16 protein-coding genes and 1 pseudogene are annotated in these 18,245 nt (G+C 73.9%); 5 read left to right on the forward strand and 12 right to left on the reverse strand.

What is annotated here, in order from left to right:
- Positions 1–49: 49 nt before the first annotated feature.
- The 5 genes and pseudogenes from WBK50_RS20405 to WBK50_RS20425 form a co-directional block, all read right to left on the reverse strand.
- Positions 50–1,072 carry an aldo/keto reductase gene (locus WBK50_RS20405; RefSeq protein WP_341337128.1) on the reverse strand — a complete coding sequence of 341 codons (1,023 nt, stop codon included), beginning with the start codon at positions 1,070–1,072 and terminating at the stop codon, positions 50–52.
- Positions 1,073–1,210: 138 nt separating this feature from the next.
- The gene (locus WBK50_RS20410) at positions 1,211–2,644 is read right to left on the reverse strand and encodes a sugar porter family MFS transporter (protein WP_341337129.1); all 1,434 of its coding nucleotides are present in this window, start codon (positions 2,642–2,644) and stop codon (positions 1,211–1,213) included.
- A gap of 189 nt (positions 2,645–2,833) precedes the next feature.
- Complete coding sequence (locus tag WBK50_RS20415) at positions 2,834–3,448, reverse strand: DeoR/GlpR family DNA-binding transcription regulator (RefSeq protein WP_341339465.1); 615 nt, start codon at positions 3,446–3,448, stop codon at positions 2,834–2,836.
- A pseudogene (locus WBK50_RS20420) lies at positions 3,437–3,502 on the reverse strand (DeoR family transcriptional regulator); the annotation flags it as partial. The gene WBK50_RS20415 and the pseudogene WBK50_RS20420, both read right to left, overlap by 12 nt.
- A gap of 110 nt (positions 3,503–3,612) precedes the next feature.
- The gene (locus WBK50_RS20425; RefSeq protein ID WP_341337130.1) at positions 3,613–4,590 is read right to left on the reverse strand and encodes a LacI family DNA-binding transcriptional regulator; all 978 of its coding nucleotides are present in this window, start codon (positions 4,588–4,590) and stop codon (positions 3,613–3,615) included.
- Between the two features lie 144 nt (positions 4,591–4,734).
- Here WBK50_RS20425 and WBK50_RS20430 point away from each other — a divergent pair, with 144 nt between their 5' ends.
- Positions 4,735–5,892: an FUSC family protein gene (locus tag WBK50_RS20430; RefSeq protein ID WP_341337131.1), complete on the forward strand. Its 1,158-nt coding sequence runs from the start codon at positions 4,735–4,737 to the stop codon at positions 5,890–5,892.
- A gap of 88 nt (positions 5,893–5,980) precedes the next feature.
- Here the strand turns inward: WBK50_RS20430 and WBK50_RS20435 are convergent, their stop codons facing one another.
- The 5 genes from WBK50_RS20435 to WBK50_RS20455 all read right to left on the reverse strand — a co-directional run bounded on the left by WBK50_RS20435 (position 5,981) and on the right by WBK50_RS20455 (position 11,872).
- On the reverse strand, positions 5,981–6,247 hold the full coding sequence (locus tag WBK50_RS20435) for a hypothetical protein (protein WP_341337132.1): 267 nt from the start codon (positions 6,245–6,247) through the stop codon (positions 5,981–5,983).
- A 26-nt stretch (positions 6,248–6,273) separates the two neighbouring features.
- Positions 6,274–7,425, reverse strand: coding sequence for a YeeE/YedE family protein (locus WBK50_RS20440; protein WP_341337133.1), 1,152 nt, complete (start codon positions 7,423–7,425; stop codon positions 6,274–6,276).
- Positions 7,426–7,577: 152 nt separating this feature from the next.
- On the reverse strand, positions 7,578–9,710 hold the full coding sequence (locus WBK50_RS20445) for a hypothetical protein (RefSeq protein WP_341337134.1): 2,133 nt from the start codon (positions 9,708–9,710) through the stop codon (positions 7,578–7,580).
- Positions 9,691–11,529, reverse strand: a complete 1,839-nt coding sequence (locus WBK50_RS20450) for a hypothetical protein (protein WP_341337135.1) — start codon at positions 11,527–11,529, stop codon at positions 9,691–9,693. Before WBK50_RS20450 ends, WBK50_RS20445 begins: the two co-directional genes overlap by 20 nt.
- A gap of 7 nt (positions 11,530–11,536) precedes the next feature.
- Positions 11,537–11,872: a hypothetical protein gene (locus tag WBK50_RS20455; protein ID WP_341337136.1), complete on the reverse strand. Its 336-nt coding sequence runs from the start codon at positions 11,870–11,872 to the stop codon at positions 11,537–11,539.
- Between the two features lie 849 nt (positions 11,873–12,721).
- Here WBK50_RS20455 and WBK50_RS20460 point away from each other — a divergent pair.
- Entirely contained in the window at positions 12,722–13,672 is a 951-nt protein-coding gene (locus tag WBK50_RS20460) for a quinone oxidoreductase family protein (protein WP_341337137.1), read from the forward strand.
- Here the strand turns inward: WBK50_RS20460 and WBK50_RS20465 are convergent, their stop codons facing one another.
- Complete coding sequence (locus WBK50_RS20465) at positions 13,673–14,512, reverse strand: DUF1684 domain-containing protein (RefSeq protein WP_341337138.1); 840 nt, start codon at positions 14,510–14,512, stop codon at positions 13,673–13,675.
- A 63-nt stretch (positions 14,513–14,575) separates the two neighbouring features.
- Complete coding sequence (locus tag WBK50_RS20470; protein WP_341337139.1) at positions 14,576–15,706, reverse strand: LLM class flavin-dependent oxidoreductase; 1,131 nt, start codon at positions 15,704–15,706, stop codon at positions 14,576–14,578.
- A 265-nt stretch (positions 15,707–15,971) separates the two neighbouring features.
- Between WBK50_RS20470 and WBK50_RS20475 the strand changes: the two genes are divergently transcribed.
- The 3 genes from WBK50_RS20475 (at position 15,972) to WBK50_RS20485 (ending at position 18,116) form a co-directional block, all read left to right on the forward strand.
- Complete coding sequence (locus WBK50_RS20475) at positions 15,972–16,490, forward strand: DUF6328 family protein (protein ID WP_341337140.1); 519 nt, start codon at positions 15,972–15,974, stop codon at positions 16,488–16,490.
- A gap of 209 nt (positions 16,491–16,699) precedes the next feature.
- Complete coding sequence (locus tag WBK50_RS20480) at positions 16,700–17,176, forward strand: hypothetical protein (protein ID WP_341337141.1); 477 nt, start codon at positions 16,700–16,702, stop codon at positions 17,174–17,176.
- Between the two features lie 47 nt (positions 17,177–17,223).
- A protein-coding gene (locus tag WBK50_RS20485) for an IS5 family transposase (RefSeq protein ID WP_445942244.1) occupies positions 17,224–18,116 on the forward strand; the annotation gives its coding sequence in 2 pieces (ribosomal slippage) (positions 17,224–17,599 and positions 17,599–18,116; 894 coding nt in all).
- The last annotated feature ends 129 nt before the right edge of the window (positions 18,117–18,245 follow it).

Raw genomic sequence — 18,245 nt, forward strand, 5'->3', positions numbered from 1 at the left:
CACCCCGCGCGGCGCACCCCGCGTGTCTGCCCCGCGGTCGGCCGCCGGCTCACGCCCAGCTGCGCGCGGACCGGGCCTTCCAGTACGACCCCGGGTCCTCGGCCAGGTCCGCGAGCTCTTGGGCGACGTCGGACGGGATCTGCAGGGCGGCGGCGGCGACGTTGCTGGCCAGCTGCTCCCCGTCGACCGCGCCCGAGAGCACCCGGCCCGCCCACGGCTGCGCGAGGGCGGCGGCGATCGCGAGCTGGTCCACCGGGACGCCGAGCCCCTCCGCGAGCTCGGCCGCGCGGGCCGCGCCCGGCGACCCGTCCTGCCCGCCGGGAGCCAGCCGCCCGTTCGCCACCGGCTCCTTGACGATCACGCCCGCGCCGGTCGCCGCGGCCTCGGCCAGCGCGCGACCGGCCGAGGGTTCGAGCACGTTCCAGGTGGCCTGGAAGGACGTGAACAGCGGAAGGCCGCCGACCTGTACCCCGAGGGCCCGCCGCACCGCGTCCGCCTGGGCGGGTCCGGAGGTGGAGATGCCGATCCGGGTGCCGCTGTCCCGCAGCCGGGCCATCGCCTCGTGCACCGCGACGTCGGTGAGCACGCCGGTGTCCAGCGTCGCGGAGTGCACGTGGTAGATCGCCAGATATTCGCCGAGCAGCGCCAACGACTCCTCGGACTGGCGCTCGAACGCCGCGAGCGAGTGGTCCTTGATCTCGTGCACGTCGGCGTCGAGGCGCCACTCCCCCACGTACCGGTAGCCCCACTTGGAGCCGACGACCACGTCGTCGAACGTCGGATGCGCGGCGAGCCAGCCGGCGAGGAACTCCTCCGCGCGGCCGTAGGACCGGGCGACGTCGACGTACCGGATCCCGGCCGCGTAGGCGGCGTCGAGCACCGCCCGGCTGCGCGCCCGCAGGTCCTCGACGCTCCGGTGCGCGCCGAGGTCACGGTTGCGGCCGGCGGTGATGTAGGCGGGCCGGGCGACCGCGGCCAGCCCGATCCCCAGCCGACCGACTCCGGTCGACCCGGCGCTCACGAGGCCGTTCGGGCCGGGGGCACCGTCCGGTGGGAGGAACCTCTCGCTCATCGTGTACTCCGGGGATCGATCGACTCCGTCGGTCTCCGTCCTACCAGTCGAGAGCGTCCGAGGCCGTCTCCGCCCGCACGAACGGCACTTTCGTTCAGTAGGTCCGAGCGAGAGTGCCGCTCGTGGGGACGAGCCGGGTCAGGAGCCGGGCGCAGCGGCCGGCGCGGCCCGGACGACCTGCTTCCCCTCCCGGAACTGGTCCTCCAGCTCCTCCAGGCTCCGGCCGCGCGTCTCCGGCGCGAACCGCTGCACGAACAGGATCGAGCCCACGTTGACGACCGCGAAGAGCCCGAAGGTGGCGCTCGCCCCGAGCGCCGCGACCAGCGGCGGGAAGGCGAACGAGATCGCCGCGTTGACCGTCCAGAGCACGAAGACCGCGATCCCCATCGCGAACCCGCGGATCGTCATCGGGAAGATCTCGGAGAGCAGCAGCCAGACGAGCGTGCCGATGAACGTCTGCACGAAGAAGACGACGATCAGCATCGCGGCGAGGATCAGGTAGCTGCGCCCATCGGACTCGGGCAGCAGGAACGACAGCCCGAGCACCGCGTGCCCGGTGGCGACGCCGGTGAACCCGGTGAGCAGCAGCGGCCTGCGGTTGAAGTGGCCGAGCAGCACGATCCCGAGGATGGTGCCGATGATCGCCACCACGCCCACCGTGATCGTCAGGATCAGCGATGCGCTGGCGCCCAGGCCCGTCGACTCGAGGATCGTCGGCGCGTAGTAGTTCACCGTGTTGATGCCCGTCGCCTGTTGCACGGTGGCGAGCCCGCAGCCGACCCACAGGATCCGCCGCATCCAGGGGAACGCCCGCAGGTCGCGCACCGCGGCGCCCTTGTCCTCGGCCAGGTCGCGCTTCGCGTGCTCCGCGATGACGTGGTACTCCTCGGCGGCCTCGGAGGGTTCTCTGCTCAGCTCGAGCACGCGCTTCGTGTCCTCGAGCCGACCGCGCACGGCGTACCAGCGGGGCGAGTCCGGCAGGAAGAACATGCCGACGAACAGGGCGACCGCCGGAACGATCGCGACCGCGAGCATCCAGCGCCACACGTGCGGGTCCTTGATCAACGCGTCCAGCAGCGCGTTCATCGCGAACGCCAGGAACTGCCCCGTGACGATCATCAGCTCGTTGATCGTGACCATCCGGCCGCGGCGGTCGGCCGGTGCCATCTCGGCCAGGTAGAGCGGGCACGTGGTGGCCGCCGCGCCGACGCCGAAGCCCAGCAGGACGCGACCGGTCGTCATGATCGCGACGCCCGGGGCCACCGCGCAGGTGATCGCGCCGACGAGGAACAGCCCGGCGCAGACCAGCAGGCTGCCCTTGCGGCCGAGCTTGTCCGAGAGCCGCCCGCCCAGCAGCGCGCCGAACGCGGCCCCCGGGAAAAGCAGCGAGCTGACGACCAGCGCCTCGGTGAAGGAGGTGAGCTGCAGGTCCGTCTTCATGTAGAGCAGGGCGCCGGAGATGACGCCGGTGTCGTAGCCGAAGAGGAGGCCCCCGAGCGTGGAGATCACCGTCAGCTTTATCAGGAACCGATTGTGCGACTTCGACGATGTGGTCGATCGACTCGCCGTCATTGGCGCCTCTTCTCCTCGACTTGCGTCAATTACATGAATGTGAATTGCGCTGATCAGGGCACCCGACGTCAGCCTGAGCAGGAGGTTAAGCAGCGGGTGTGATCTGCGTCAACCTGTCCGGGCGTTCCGAACCGAACAACTGGTGTCGCCTTTCGAACAACACCACGAGAATGTGTCGGGAATGGATGGTCAGGCGCATCCGACCACTTCGATCGGCACCTGTGCCGCCCGCAGCACTGCCGCGACGGCCGCCGGTGGGTGCTGATCCGTCACCACCCGGTCGAGACCCGCCAGCTCCGTGATGCGGGCGGGCGCGGAGGCCGCGAACACGTCCGCGGTGGCGACGAGGACGACCTCGTCCGCGATGGCCGCCAGCTTCCGCTGCACACTCGCCTCGGCCGGAGAGTGCGCGTAGGCACCGCGGGCGTCGACGGCGGAGGGCGAGAGGAAGAACGTGCGTGCCCGGAGCCGGTCCAGGGCGGCCTCGGTGTACGGGCCGACGAAGGCGTGCCGGTTCCCGAGCAACTCGCCGCCGAGGGAGACCGTGCGCGAGCCGCGCCGCCGGCCGTCCATCAGGGTCAGCACGGGCATCGAGTGCGTGATGAGCGATCCGCGGAAGCTCGGCGGGAGCGCACCGGCGAGCGCGTAGGCCGTCGGTCCCGCGTCGACGGCGATCGTGTCCCGGTCCCCGACCGAGCCCGCGGCGCGCTCCGCCACGCGCCGGCGGCCCGCGGCGTGGCCGTCGTCCGGGAAGGCCGGGGTGTGCAACTCCCCCGGCGTGAGAGCCGCGCCGCCGTGCACCATCCGCACCTGCCCCGTGGACTCGAGCGTGTGCAGGTCCCGGCGCACGGTCATCGGCGAGACCCCGAGCTTCCCGCGCCAGGTCCGCGACCGAGAGGAAGCCGAGTGAGCGCAGCTTGGTCAGGATCCAGGACCGGCGCTCGGCCCCCTCGTGGCGGAACCCGGGATCACTCATGGACCCGCACCGGTCCGGTGCTCGATCGGACGATCAGCTCGGCCTGCAGCAGCAGCGGCCCGTCGGGGCCCGGCCGGCCCGCGATCACATCGAGCAGCATCCGCACGGCCGCGCGGCCGGACTCGGCGGCGGGCAGGCGCACGGTGGTGAGCCGCGGCGTCACCATCTCCGCGAGCGAGGTGTCGTCGACCCCGACGACGCTCAGGTCGTCCGGCACCCGCAGGCCGCGGTCCACCAGCCGGTTCAGCACGCCGACGGCCACCTCGTCGTTGTAGGCGACGACCGCGGTGGCCGGGGTGGCGAGGACCAGGTCCGCGGCCCGGACGCCGTCGGAGAAACGGGCGTTGAACGGGCCGAGCCGGCGCGGTCGCAGGCCCAGGCGCCGGCAGGCCCCGTCGTAGCCACGCACGCGCATCGTGTTCGCGAAGCCCTCCGGTCCGGCGAGGTAGACGATCTCGCGGTGGCCGAGCGCGGCGAGGTGCTCGACGGCGTGCCCGACGGCCTCGGTCGCGTCCGTGACGACGGAGGGCAGCGCGTCGAGCAGCCGGTTGGACAGGACGAGGGGGGTCGGCCCCAGGGCGCGCAGCGCGTCGTCGGACATCAGCGGCGAGACGAGCATCAGGCCGTCGACCTGCGGGGCCATCGCCCGCGCCCACTGCTCCTCGTCCCGGGCCAGCTCGTCCGAACCGGAGACGAAGAGCGCGTAGCCGTCCCGCGCGGCCTCCTGCTGCACCGCCTTGGTGACGACGGCGGAGAACGAGTTCGCGATGTCCGGCACGACGATCCCCAGGTTCCCGGTGCTGCCCCTGGCGAGCGAGCGGGCGACGGGATGCGGGGTGTAGTGCAGCTCGTCCGCGACGGCCAGGACCCGGCGCCGGGTCTCGAGGGCCACGGCGTCCGGCTGGGTGAAGACCCGGGACACCGTCGCGGGCGACACGCCGGCCCGGGCGGCGACGGCGCGGATCGACACGGGACTCCTCCTCGCCGTCGGCTCTGAACGTCCCCGATAGGATGAAACCGGTTTCAGAAACAGTCAAGTGCCGCTGCGCCGGGCGGTCGGTGCTTGCCTCGCCGGGGGCGTGGCCCCACGCTCTGCGCAGACGGGCGGTGGCGGATGGTGGATGACGCGGCGCGGGAGCTGCGCAGGTTCGGCGACGAGCTGCTGCGCCGCGTCCGCGAGCGTGGCCGCTCGGCCCTGATCCGAGCCGGGCGGATCACCGGCGCCTCGGTCGCGGCGTTCCTCGTGGCCCAGCTGCTCGGGCTCGACCACCCGCCGCCGCTGATCGCCGCGCTGACCGCACTGCTCGTCGTGCAGGCGACGCTGGCGAGCACGCTGGTCAACGGCGTGCAGCGGGTGCTCAGCGTGGTGTCCGGGGTGGCGCTCGCGGTGCTCTTCGTGTCGTTCGTGGGGCTGACCTGGTGGAGCCTCGGGGCGCTGGTCGCGGCGTCGATCATCGTCGGGCAGATCCTGCGGCTCGGCCCGCACCTGGTCGAGGTGCCGATCAGCGCGATGCTCGTGCTCGGTGTCGGCTACGCGGCGGGGGCGGAGGTGACGGGGGTCGGCCGTGCCCTGGAGACGCTGATCGGGGCGGCGGTGGGGGTGCTGGTCAACGTCGCCTTCCCGCCCGCCGTGCAGACCCGCAACGCCGGGCTCGCGATCGAGAGGTTCGCGGACGGGATCGCCGCTCTGCTCGAGGAGGCGGCGGCCGGGCTGGCCGCGGGCCCGGTCGAGGTCGAGACGACGGCCCGCTGGCTCGACGACGCCCGCCGGCTCAACCGGCACGCGCCGCAGGTCGACAAGGCGCTCGCGCAGGCCGAGGAGAGCCGCCGGCTCAACGTGCGCGCGCTGGGCACCCGCAAGCCCGGCGCCTCGCTGCGGGAGGGACTGGACAACCTCGAGCACGCCTCGGTGTCCGTCCGGACCCTGTTGCGCGCGGTGCACGACGCGACCCGCGAGCAGACCGGGATCCGCGAGGACGCCGCGTACGCAGAGGAGGTCCGGCTGACCGCCTCGGCCCTGATGGGGGCGGTCGCGGCCGTCGTCCGGAGCTACGGGTTGCTCATCCGCCGCGGGATCGAGTCCCGGGGGGCGCCGGACAGCAACGACCTGCACGACGCACTCGACGCGCTCCGCACGCGCCGCACCGAGGTGGCGGACCTGCTGCTCACGGACCCGCGGGGCCGGGACGTGCTGTGGGGCCTCAACGCCGCACTCCTGACGACCGTGGACCGGGTGCTGCTGGAGATCGACACCGGCACCCGGCCGAGGTGAACGGGGCCGGGGCCCGGGCCCGTCGCACGAACGGCACCTTCGCTCAGACCTGTGAGCGAAAGTGCCGTTCGCCAGAGATCAACGGGGGTCAGCCGGTCGCGCCTCCCAGGAGGTTGAAGACGGGCGGGAGGAGGGTGCCGACGCCCAGGGTCGGGTCCGCCAGGGGCACCTCGACGTCCTGCAGCACCCAGGTCGTGGTCGGCCCGCCGGTGAGGCCCGATCCGGTCCCCTCCGGCTGGTGGGCCGCGTCCGTTGCGGCCGGCCTCTCGTCCGCGTGCGCGACGCCGGACGCGGCGACGGCCAGTGCCCCGGCTCCGAGGACGGTGGTGACGGCCCGGGTGGCGATCCTGTTCATGGGGGTTCTCCTTCGGTCGTGGTCGGTCAGCAGATCGAGTCGGCGGGCTTGGGGTTGGTCAGCCCGAACAGCGGCCGCAGCCGCAGCCCGACCCAGGTCCCGCCGAGGGCCAGCACGGCCCAGATCCAGCCGTGCAGGCTGAACGAGGCGATGCCGGAGAAGTAGGCGCCGATGTTGCAGCCCCCTGCGAGGCGCGCGCCGTAGCCCATGGCGATGCCGCCGAGGACGGAGCCGAGCGCGAGCTTCCACGGGATCCGCCGGTGCAGCACGAACGCACCGCCGACGGCCGACGCGATCAACGCGCCGACCATGATCCCGAAGTCCAACACCGAGACCCGGTCCGCGAGGACCGGCCCGGCGAGGGACTTCGCGTTGGCGGGCACCTGCCAGAAGGCCCAGCCGGCCGGGTCGGCGCCGAGGCCCTGCAGGATCTTCGCGCCCCACAGGCCGAAGGCCGACGTCACGCCCCACGGCTGCCCGGACACGAACAGCACCGCGGCGTTCAGCACCGCGAGCGCGATCGCGCCCACCCACAGGGGCCAGGAGCCGCGCAGGACCCGGGCGACCCCGCGGTCCGACGGGGGGCGGTCGACGGGCGGCGGGTTCCGCCGCCGCGCGACCACGTGGGTCACCGCGACGACCAGCGCCATCGCCGCGAGCGAGACGACCACCGCGCCGGGGTAGCCGAGCACCGCGGCGAGCGAGACGGACGGGCCGACCGGCAGGGTCTGGAACCAGAACGGGTAGGTCAGCGCGGCCAGGACCGACCCCACGACGAACCCGAACAGGGCCAGCACGACCGCGCTCTGCCCGCTGCCCACCGCGAAGAGCGTCCCCGAGGCGCAGGAGCCGCCGACCTGCATCCCGAGCCCGAACAGGAACGCCCCGACGACGAGCTGGATCCCGATCGGCGACACGAGCGCCTTCGGCTCGCCCACCAGGCTGAACCCACCGGCGAGCAGGACCGAGAACAGCACCGTCGCGACGGCGAGCATCAGCATGTGGGCCCGCACCGCGGCACCCTGCCCGACCGCGACGAGCTGCCGCCAGCCGGAGGTGAAGCCGAAGCGGGAGTGGAACAGGGTGAACCCGAGCGCGAGCCCGAGCGCCCCCGTCCCGACCATCGTGGCCGGCGCGACGCGCGAGATCGCCCAGAGCAGCAGCGCGGCGAGCAGCACCCCGACGGCGACGACCCGCCACTTCGTCGGCGGAGCCTCCCCGCGGAGGGGGCGTGCGCCGCGCGCTCCTGCGCCGAGACCCCGCGCAGGACGCGGACCAGCGGGTTGCCGGCCTGTTCACTCAGTACGGACATCGGATCTCCTGGTTTCTGTCATGACGGGTCCAGCGGGGCGCTGATCGGGACGACGGTGCCGCCCGGGAACCACGCCGCCGGGTTCGACGAGTGGTGCATGCCGCCCATCTCGTCCCTGGGGCCGGCGCTCATCGGCACGTCCACCGGGGCCGCGCCGTAGAGGATCTGCCGGGTGTCGAGCGGCGTGCCGCTCGCCCGCGCCCAGGCGAGGTAACCCGAGGTCGACGGCGTGTCGCCGGGGAACGTCGCGGCGAGCGTGGCGGCGTACCGCTGGGGCGGGGCGTCCTGCGGGCCGAAGGTCAGCGGCACCACGGACGACGATGCCGCCGTGACCACTCCCCCGGTCAGCAGCCAGGGCGCGAGGTAGGTCCCGCCGAGGTAGGTGGCGGTGTCGAGCGCGCGCCGGCCCGCGCCGGTCAGCGTGTCGGACGCGGCCGCCCACCCGGACAGCACGATCAGCGCGCTGTCCTTGTCCGGTCCCTCGACGAAGGTGACGCCGCGGGCCGCACCCTCCGCGCGGACCAGGTCCGCGGCTGCGACGGAGCGCGGGGAGCCGTCGGCGGCGAGCGTCGCGGTGCGCACGCCGTGCTCGGCGAGGGTCCGCACCAGGATCGTCAGCGCGCCTGCGTCGGCCGGGTCGAGCGCGTCCGAGGGGCAGGACCCGGGAGCGGCCAGGTCACTGGTGCCGTCACCGACCAGGCCACCGAGCACCGCCGCGGCACACTCCGGCCCGTCCGGCCCGGTCAGCGAGTCCCGTTGTGCCGCAGGGCCTTCGCCGACGTCGATCGCTACCGACGTCGTCGCGTCGCCGCCGCTCACCGCGAGCGACGTGGCCCCGGCCGGGAGGTCGACGACGGCCCAGCCACCGGACGCCCCCGGCCGGGAGGTCACGGGGACGACCTGCCCACCGGCGCCGACCGTGACCCCGGCGGCCGAGGGCACGCCCGTGCCGGCGTGGCCGTGGTGCGTCGGGGCCGCTGTCGCGACCGGCGCGGCGTCGCCCTCGGCCGGGTAGGTGCCGCTGACGTGCACCAGGTTCGGACCCGGCCGCAGCGGCGTGACGAGCAGCGCGAGCCGCTGACCGGCCAGGTCGACCGCCCGCAGCAACGGCTGTCCGGCGACGGCGGCGGGGCCCGGCGCGGGGAGGGCGGCCAGGACCGCGGCCGCGGCGACACCGACGACCGTCCCGATCCCCGCGAGCCGGTGCAGCTCCCGTGCCCGCGGCAGCCCGGCGGGCAGCGCCGCGACGGCCCAGACCACCGCGGCAGCGGCCGGGAGGAGCACCGCGGCGAGCCCGGCGAGCCCGTACCCGGTCCCGACGAGCTCGGTGCCGGTGACCGGGCCCGTCGCGACGAGCTGGGCGAGCCCCGCGAGCGCGGTGACCAGCCCGGACCCGATCGCGAGCGATACGGGTGCCCGGCCCGCCGGAGAGCCCGCGGCGGGCCGGGCATCCCTCTCGCCGCCCTCGGCGGCGCCCCGGAGCGGGGCCGTGAGCGCCTCGCCGGCGGCCGCCCGGGAAGCAGGACCCGGCGCCACGCGCCGCGGCCCGCTCGCCGGATCCGTCGCCAGCGCGACCACCGTGGCCCCCGCGAGCAGCACCGCACCGACCGCGTAGACGGCGTCCAGGGCGAACGCCCAGCCGGCGCGGGCCGAGCCGAGCTGCACCGCGAGGAGCACGGTCAGCAGCGCGCCGGGCACGGCCACCCGGCGCGACGACAGGGACGCCGGCACCAGGAGCGCGAGCAGGACGTGGCCCAGCGTGCCGAGCACCTCGACCGAGCCGGTCAGGTGCGCGACCTCCGCCGCGACCGTCACGACCGCGGCCGCCGCCCAGCCGGTCACCAGGAGACTCCGCGCGGGCCGCTCCGGGCCCCCGCGCCGGGACACCCCGCGCAGGCCCCACACGAGACCCACCCCCGCGAGGACCGCCGTGGCCGCCAGCAGCACCACCCGCAGCGCCGCCGCTCCCGCGCCGACCTGGTCCCCGAGCGCCGCGGCCACACGCGCGGCGGGGAGGTCGGCAGGGGTGGCGGCCGCGGCGGTGCCCTCGCCGCCCAGCAGGGCGGCGAGGACGACCGGGGCGACCGCGGCCGCCCGGGGGCGCCACGCGACGCGGCGCCCCCGGGACCGGTCAGTCCTTGACGTCGGCATCAGCCGTCACGAAGAGCATTGAGTGCGGCTTCGCGTTGCCGAAGGAGCCGTGTGGCCAGCTCTTCCGGTTGAAGTTGACGCAGGTGTTGCCGGATACCTCGTCGGTGAAGCCCTGGTCGAGGGTCAACGCCCCGTCGGGGGCGATGTCCACGAGGCAGACGCGATGGTCGCCGTCGAGGCCCGTGCGCGCGACGAAGTAGTCCGCGGTCGCGAGCCGCCGCGGCTGGTCCGTCTCGTGGTAGAAGCCGCCGTCGCCGAGCGTGAGGTTGTCCAGCGTGCCCCAGTGCGGGCCGCCCGCGGACGTACCCTCGTTGATCGGGACCGCGCCGCGGACCGTCGGGCAGTCCGCCTCGGCGCCACCGGCGGTGATCTCCTCGGTGGTGTCGACGGAGCAGGCGTAGCCGTCGCCGGCGTCGACCAGCTTCGAGATGTCCAGCGCGAACACGCCGCCGGACGCGCCCGGGTCGTCCTTGCCGAACGTCCCGGCCTTGCGACCCATCACCGCGTGGTACAGCGTCCGGTCGTCCGGGCTGGTCTGCAGCCACCCGCCGTTGTCGCTCGGGCCGAAGTTCCTGGAGCCCGGGTCGACCAGGTCGCCGGCGGCGGTGTTGTCGAAGACCTCGCGCCACACCGGGTTCTCCGCCGTGATGTCCGGCGTGTAGAAGATGGCGCCGCCCTGCATGGTCATCGCGAACGCGCCCCTGTGCCCGGGCAGGTTCGTCACGGTCGTCTCCATCACCGCGCGGTTCTCGGTGTGCAGCGGGTCCGTGGCGGTCGAGCGCGGGCCCGTCGGCAGGTAGGAGACGGCCTTGACCTTCGGGTGGTTCCGATCGCTGATGTCCCAGGTCCGCACGGTCGGGCGGCGCAGGTACGGCGACGGGGACCTGACCGGGTCGAGGATGATCGTCCGCGGCTCGGCGTAGTCACTGGTGACCATCGCGTTCAGGTCCTCGCGGACCTGGATGCCGTGCGGGTTCGCGCAGCTGGGCTGCGAGAGCGCCGGCATGTTCAGGCACTGCGTGGGATCCTCGGGCGTGGTCGTCGCGGCGGGGGCCTCGGCGAGGTTCTTCCCGTCCTCCCCCAGGCGCACGACCTCGCCGGGGGTGCCGGCGAAGCCGTTGCCCGTCCGCACCTCGCCGTTGGAGTACGTGCAGGGCCCCGGGACGACCGGACCGCCCATGTAGGTGCCGTACGCCGTGCCGTCCTTCATCACCCAGTACGCGTCGGGCACGGAGCCGCAGAGCGTCTGGGTGGGCAGGCTGATCCCCGACAGCGTCAGGTCGGGCAGGTTCTTCACGTCGAAGACGTACGTCGCAGCGCTGAACAGGCCACCGGCGAAGATCTTGTCGCCCTTGTGCCACGCGTACTGCGTGTGGTGCGGCTCGTTCTCGACCAGGGGGCCGACCGTAGCGGTGTTGACGACCTTGCCGTACGTCGGCGAGCCCTTGGTGGCGTCGATGACGGCCATGAAGTCCGGCCCGGGGAGGTCGTTGCGCACCTTGTCCACGGTGTTCGACAGCGAGCCGGGCAGCCCCTTCACGTCCGACACCACGGTGTCCGCGACGTTCTCGTCACCGGCCCAGACGACGAGGTACTCGGGCCGCCTGCCGCCGTTCGCGGCCTGGGCCTCCTGCACCGCCGCCCGGTCGACGTGGTTCTCGACCCAGTAGTTCCTGCCGTCGGCGCCGGTGATGTCCGAGCGCTGGATCGCGATGTCCGCGTAGGCGTTCCCGGTGCCGGGCACCGTCGTGACGCCGACGACGATCCCGACGGCGAGCAGTCCGAGGGCTGCCTTGCGCCCCGGCTTGGATGTCCGCATCGTCGCCTCAACTCGGGATGATCTTGGTGGTACCGACCGCGGACTGGACCAGCCCTGCGACGGGCACGCCCGCCGGGGTGAGGTCCCGCAGCTGGTTCAGCAGGTCCCCGGTGTCAAACGCGGTGTACGACGGCTCGACGTACGGCGCGGTCGGGGCCGGAGCGGGGCCGTCTGCGGGGTCCTCGGCCGGGGAGGTGGGCAGCGCGGGGAGCGGCAGCCCGGCCGTCGGGACCTCGGGGGTCGCCGCCAGCGCGGGAGCACCGGCGGCCAGCACGGCCACACCGGCCAGCACCGCGCCGCCGGCGGCCGCGCGCACAGCGCGGAATCGGATCGGGGAACGCATCTTCTCTTCTTCCTTCTTCTGGGGAGCGGTTCCGGCAGCCCGCCGGAGGAGGGATCGAGGCGCTTCTCCGTACAGGAGGAACCCCCCGCCGGGCACGGCGGAATGCGTTCGGAAAAGGCGGGCGGGCCGACCGCCCCGGGCACGGGGAATGGGCGCGGGGGACGGCCGGCGGCCCCTCGACGGCCGCGCGGAGCTATCCGGGCGGGATCACGTCGACCGGCCGGACTCGCGACTCACCGAATCGCCAGGGTCGGGCCGGCCGGAACAGGGGTGACCGGGACAGGGGTGACCGGTCCAGGCTGGGTCAGATCGACCGCGAACACAGCGCGCTCGCCTGGCGGCGCAGGTCGACGTGGCGTCGACAGGCCAGCAGGCGGGACGTGTGCATGCCGCTGACTCTGACAGTTACTCGGTTCGGGCGTCAATCGACCCCCCGGAAGGGTGCAGCGGCGGCATGTGATGCAGCGGGGCGACCGGGAAGCGGGAGAGCCCCCAAGACGCTCCGAAGCGGGCTTATCGGCATGAATCGGACAGGTTCCCGTTCCGCCCCTTCCTCACCCATCAGCGTGAAAGACGCAAATCACAACCGTGTCGGACAGCTCTTTTCCGCAGTTTTTCCCGATTCTTGGAACCGATTTCCCGAAAGACCGGACAGAGGTCCGGACATTGTTTCGTCGTGAATGGGAGCGACCCGTGCGAGCGGCCCGACGAGCTGGTGTTCACCGGCACCCCCCGGCCCGCCGCCGCCGGCACGAGCGGCACTTTCGCGCCCTGGATCCGCACGAGAGCGCCGCTCGTGCGGCAGCCGGCGGCCGGAATCAGCCCGCGCCCCGGGTGGTTGTCCACGGCATGGCAACCAAGGTCGTGGCCACCGCCTTCGGCGGGCCCGAGGTCCTGTCCATCGTCCCCGCCGACGTCCCCGCCCCCGGTGCGGGCGAGGTGACCGTCCAGGTCCGGGCCGCGGCGATCAACCCGATCGACTTCAAGAGGTTCAGCGGCGCCATGGGCGCGGATCCCTCGACGCTGCCCCAGCCGGTCGGGAGCGAGCTCGCCGGCGTGGTCACCGCGGTCGGCGACGACGCCGAGGGGCCGGCCGGGCCGGTCGCCGTGGGGGACGAGGTGGTGGTCTACCCCGTCACCGGCGCCTTCGCGGACGCGGTGACCGTGCCCGCGTCGACCGTCGTGCCGAAGCCGGCGGAGGTGCCATGGGCGGAGGCCTCCGGCGCCCTCCTGGCCGGGGCGACGGCCGTGCACGCGCTCGCCGTCGTCGGCGTGGCGCAGGGCGACACCGTGCTGATCCACGGCGGGTCCGGCAGCGTCGGGCAGATCGCCGTGCAGCTCGCCGTCGAGGCCGGGGCGACCGTGATCGCCACGGCGAGCGAGCGGCAGCACGATGTGCTCCGCGGCTACGGCGCGATCCCCGTGGCGTATGGGCCGGGACTGGCGGACCGTGTCCGCGCAGCCGCCCCCGCCCGCGTCGACGCGGCGGTGGACACCGTCGGCACCGACGAGGCCGTCGACGTGTCGCTGGAGCTGGTCGAGGACCGCAGGCGGATCGCGACGATCGCCGCGTTCGGGCGGGCGGACACCGGCATCCGGATCCTCGGCGGCGCACCGGGGGCCGACCCGGGCACCGAGATCCGCCGCGACGCCTGGCGGCGGCTGCTCCCGGCGGCGGCCTCCGGAGACCTGACGATCCCCGTCTCCGCGACGTTCCCGCTGACCGCGGCCGCGGACGCCGTCAGGCTGGTGCAGGGCGGGCACCCGGGCGGGAAGGTCGTGCTGCTCCCAGGTTCATGATCAGGCGAGGTCCGGGCGCGGCGGCGTCCTCTCCCCCGCCTCGACGGGCACCGTGACCGTGTTGCCCGCCGGCGGCAGCGGGCAGGTGGCGTGGGCGGTGAAGGCGCAGGGCAGGTTGACGGTCCGGTTGAGGTCGACGGTCACCGTGCCGTCCTCCGCCGGGTCCCCGACGGCCAGGATGCGGCCGCCGCCGTAGGTGCCGCGGCCGGACGTCCCGTCCCGGAAGTGCAGCGACAGGCCGCCGGTCTTGCCGGGCAGGGCGACCAGCCGCTGGTCGGCGCCGCCGAGGGAGAAGGTCACCTCGCCGACCGCGGTGAAGTAGTGGTTCAGCCCCTCGACCACGGCGCCCACCGTGATCGGCGTCGGCTCCGGGTACGCCTCGAACCGGCCGGTCGTCACCCAGCGCTCCTCGACCGGGTAGGCCGGGACGCCGTCGAACGCCGTCCGGGTGATCGCCTCCGGGTCCCGCACGCGCAGGGCGTAGGTGTCCGTGCGGCGGATGACCTCCACCTTCCGGTCCTGTGCCCGGCGGGGAGCGCCGTTGCGGGCGTGCACCGTGACGAGCGCGCCGGGCAGGCCGTCGACGGGCTCGACCCGCACGGTCCCGTCGACGGCGCTCCCGTCGACCTCGAGCCCGTCGGCCGCGGCGGCGGTGATCTCGACGCCGCCCGTGCCGTCCGCGCGCCAGGTGCCGGGGAGGTCCGGGTACTGGGCGGGGGACGTGTCCAGCCAGTACAGCCCGGTGAGGCTGAGCCAGCCGTGCGGCTCGCGGAGCAGCTCCTCGCGCTCGGCGTGCCAGGACACCCAGTCCGCGACGAGCGTGTGCTCGGTGGTCGTCATAGGAGTTCTCCCTGTTCAGAAGGGGTTGTGCGCGGGCAGCCTCGTTCTAGCGAGGCTGCGCGCTCACAGCCAGGATTTGGCCAGGAGGTCGTGGCTGCGGAGCCGGTCGGCGTGGTCGGTGGTGATGGTGGTGATCAGCAGCTCGTCCGCGCCGGTGACGCGGGCGAGCGCCGCGAGCTTCTCGGTGACGGTCGCGGGGGACCCGACGAACTGGGTCTCCACCCGGTCCGCGACGCCCGCGCGTTCCGCGGCCGTCCACGCGCGGGCGCGGGCCTGGGCGGGCGTGACGTACGGACGGGCGCCGCGGCCCGCGCGGATGTCCAGTACCCACTGGGCGTAGGGGGCGGCGAGCTCGCGGGCGCGCTCGTCGTCGTCCGCCACCACGACGTCCGCCGACACGATCACGTACGGCCGCGCGACCCGGCCGGGCCGGAACGCCGCGCGGTAGGCGTCGATCGTCTCGAGCACCAGGTGCGGGACGAGGTGGTAGCTCGCCGCGAACGGCAGCCCGTGCGCGCCTGCCACCTCCGCGCTGACGCCCGGGGTCGAGCCCAGCACGGCGATCTCGACATCCGCGCCCTCGGCCGGGAGGACGTGCAGCGGCGCCCCGTCCGGGCGCACCGCCGTCCCGTCGAAGTAGGACAGGACGTCCGCGACCGCCGCCGCGTAGTCCGGCCGCGGGTCCTCCGCGCGGAACCCGAGCAGCGCGCCGAGCGCCGCGAACTGCGCCAGGTCCCCGGCGTACCGGCTGGGCGACGGGAGCAGGAGCCCGTCGACGGTCCGGGCCTCGGGCGGTGGCGTGAGGTCGCCCGCGGGCGCCCGGCCGCGCTCGATGAGCCGCAGGATCCGGTGCAGGTCGAACCGGCCGAGGCCGACGTCGACGCGGCCGGGGTGCAGCGCCGCGACGGTCCCGAACTGCTCGGCGACCTGCAGCGGTGACGTGTTCGGGATCTGCACCGCACCCGAGCCGACCCGGATCCGCTCGGTGGCCGCCGCGAGCAACGCGACCAGGACGGGTGTCGAGGAGGACGCGACGCCGGTGTTGAGGTGGTGCTCGGCGACCCAGAAACGGTGGTAGCCGGCGCGTTCGGCGGCCTGGGCGAGCTCGATCGTGTTGCGCAGCGCGTCCCCGGCGGTGCCCCCGGCGGGCACGGGCGAGAGGTCGAGCACGGAGAGCGGGACCGGTGTGTTCATGGTTCCTCCGGGGTCCGGACGGGAGCGGCCCGTCCGACGGGCGCGAAACGGCGGCTCGCTCAGCCGCGACAGCGCGCGCCGGCGACGCGGAGCAGGTCGACGTGCAGACGCCGGACACCCGTGAACACCCGTCCGACTCAACCCTTCGCCCTCCGGAGTGTCAACGGGAGTGCCGACGACGGGAGCGGGCAAGGACCGGGAGGGCCTTCCCCCACCGTCCCGCCGCGCAGGAGAATCACCCCGGGCCACGGCGGCGGGAGAAGACATGTCCGACGACGGTGGGGCGGCCGACGCCGACTGGAACCGCACGGAGCGCAACGAGACGCCGACCGAACGCCTGGACCGCAACTGGTCGGACCTGCTGCAGGAGCTCCGGGTGGTGCAGACGGGCGTCCAACTGCTCACCGGTCTGTTGCTGACCGTGCCGTTCCAGCAGCGGTTCAGCACGCTCAGCGACTTCCAGCGGACGCTCTACCTGGTCACGGTGGCGTTGTCGGTCGCGGCCACAGCGCTGCTGGTCGCGCCGGTCGCCGCGCACCGGGCGCTGTTCCGCCTCCACGCCCGACGCACGCTCGTCGCCCTGGGCCAGCAGCTCGCGGTGGCGGGGCTGACGATGCTGGCGCTGGCCGTCACGGGCGTCGTCCTGCTGATCTTCGACACTGTGGCCGGGCTGACGACCGGGATCATCGCCGCCGCAGTCGTACTCGTGGTCTTCGTGGCGTTCTGGGGTGTGCTGCCGCTGTGTGAACGTCGCCGCGCCCGACGCGAGATGGGGTCGCACTGAGGCATCCCGGTCGGACCCGAGCTTCCGCGTCCACGCGGGCGGCCAAGGTGTCCGGCAGGCCCGCATGCGTCCCGCGTCCCGCACGGCGGCTACGTCCATCGACGAGGACGCGTGATCGCGGATCCCATCCGATCGTGTGAGGTGTCGCGGTGCCCATCGGCGTCCCCGACGGGTAATCAATTCTTGTCGCGACGTCGAAAGGTCCGATCATGGAGCAAACATCGGAACCGGCCCTCGCCCGGCGAACGGGCGCCCGCCTGCGACGGGCTGCCACCGACGCCGGCGACAGCGGTATGTGGGGTCCCGTCACCGCTCCGACCGGCCGGTTGCGGCGGCTTCTGATGATCGTCGGCGGCACCGGCCTGTTGCTCGCGCTGGTCCCGTCGACGCTGCTCGGCGCCCTGTATCTGGCACCGATCCCGCTCGCGGTCCTGCCCGCGGCGCTCGCCCTCGCGGCCACGGTCCACGTGACTGTGCGCGCGCGGCGGAACGCGTCGGGCGCCCCGGCGCACAGCGCGGACGGCCGGCCCGCTGCCACGCCGCGGCCGTCCCGTCGGGCGAGGGTCGCCGCCGTCGCCACGAAGCTGCAGACGTCCCCCGAGCCCGCGTCGCCGACCGGGCGCTGCCGTGAGCCTGCCTGGCCGACCGGACGCCACCGGCCGGTCCGTCCGGCCCAGCCCGCCTAGGGCGTGTCCTGTAAGGGATCTGAGCTGGCCTGATTGATCATGTCCCGGTGGTCGGTCGCGGCGAGCTGACAGACAAGGCGTGGGCTCGGATCGAGCCGCTGCTGCCCGCGGTGGCCGGAAACGGTCGCCACTGGCGCGACCACCGCCAGGTGATCAACGCGATCCTGTGGAAGCTCCGCACCGGAGCGCCGTGGCGGGATCTGCCCGAGCGCTACGGGCCGTGGAAGACCGCCCATGAGCGGCTGCGCCGGTGGACCGCAGACGGAACCTGGGACCGGATCCTCGACGAGGCCGTAACCAAGGACGATTCCGTAGGCGCCGTCGAGTGGACGATCAGCGTCGACTCCACCCATGTCCGGGCCCACCAGCACGCTGCCGGTGCCCGGAAAAAGGGGGCTGCACCTCGACCTGGATCGAAGACCTTGCCGTCGACGGCGAAGCCCTCGGCCGGTCCCGTGGTGGGCTGACCAGCAAGATCCACCTCGCCGTCGACGGCCGCGGGCTGCCGATGTCGGTCCTGCTCACCCCGGGCCAGGCCGGGGACAACCCACAACTGTTACCGCTGCTCGACGAGATTTCCGTGCGCCGCGACGGGCCCGGCCGCCCGCGCAAGCGCCCGGACCGAGTCGTGGCGGACAAGGCCTACTCCCACCCCTCGACCCGCGCAGCGATGCGCCGCCGCGGTATCGCGTTCACCAGCCCCGAACGCGACGACCAGATCGCCCGCCGCCACGCCAAGGGCGCCCGGGGCGGGCGCCCACCAGCCTTCGACCCGGTCGTCTACGCCGGCCGCAACGTCGTCGAGCGCTGCTTCAACCGGCTCAAACAGTTCCGCGACCTGGCCACCCGCTACGCCAAGCGCGCCGCATACTTCCGAGCCGAGATCACCATCGCCGCCACGATCCTCTGGCTCCGCCAGGACTTACAGGACACGCCCTAGTCCGGTCACCGCACCAGGGTCCGTCCTACGGATCCATGCCGAGCGTGTGGCGTTCGGATGGCCCGCAAGGTCGAGGAGGGACCGGTCCCGGGGTCGGATCGGCGCCGACGAGAACGCCGCGGGGGCCGC

Source organism: Pseudonocardia sp. T1-2H (assembly GCF_038039215.1).
Lineage (GTDB): Bacteria > Actinomycetota > Actinomycetes > Mycobacteriales > Pseudonocardiaceae > Pseudonocardia.

Excerpts from the sequence above, each read along its gene's own strand:
- WBK50_RS20455 (WP_341337136.1), bottom strand. The coding sequence starts at position 11,872 with ATGCGTTCCCCGATCCGATTCCGCGCTGTGCGCGCGGCCGCCGGCGGC.
- WBK50_RS20415 (WP_341339465.1), bottom strand. The coding sequence starts at position 3,448 with ATGGTGCACGGCGGCGCGGCTCTCACGCCGGGGGAGTTGCACACCCCG.
- WBK50_RS20480 (WP_341337141.1), top strand. The coding sequence starts at position 16,700 with ATGGAGCAAACATCGGAACCGGCCCTCGCCCGGCGAACGGGCGCCCGC.
- WBK50_RS20470 (WP_341337139.1), bottom strand. The coding sequence starts at position 15,706 with ATGAACACACCGGTCCCGCTCTCCGTGCTCGACCTCTCGCCCGTGCCC.
- WBK50_RS20405 (WP_341337128.1), bottom strand. The coding sequence starts at position 1,072 with ATGAGCGAGAGGTTCCTCCCACCGGACGGTGCCCCCGGCCCGAACGGC.
- WBK50_RS20430 (WP_341337131.1), top strand. The coding sequence starts at position 4,735 with ATGGTGGATGACGCGGCGCGGGAGCTGCGCAGGTTCGGCGACGAGCTG.
- WBK50_RS20445 (WP_341337134.1), bottom strand. The coding sequence starts at position 9,710 with ATGCCGACGTCAAGGACTGACCGGTCCCGGGGGCGCCGCGTCGCGTGG.
- WBK50_RS20410 (WP_341337129.1), bottom strand. The coding sequence starts at position 2,644 with ATGACGGCGAGTCGATCGACCACATCGTCGAAGTCGCACAATCGGTTC.
- WBK50_RS20475 (WP_341337140.1), top strand. The coding sequence starts at position 15,972 with ATGTCCGACGACGGTGGGGCGGCCGACGCCGACTGGAACCGCACGGAG.
- WBK50_RS20435 (WP_341337132.1), bottom strand. The coding sequence starts at position 6,247 with ATGAACAGGATCGCCACCCGGGCCGTCACCACCGTCCTCGGAGCCGGG.
- WBK50_RS20450 (WP_341337135.1), bottom strand. The coding sequence starts at position 11,529 with ATGCGGACATCCAAGCCGGGGCGCAAGGCAGCCCTCGGACTGCTCGCC.
- WBK50_RS20465 (WP_341337138.1), bottom strand. The coding sequence starts at position 14,512 with ATGACGACCACCGAGCACACGCTCGTCGCGGACTGGGTGTCCTGGCAC.
- WBK50_RS20460 (WP_341337137.1), top strand. The coding sequence starts at position 12,722 with ATGGCAACCAAGGTCGTGGCCACCGCCTTCGGCGGGCCCGAGGTCCTG.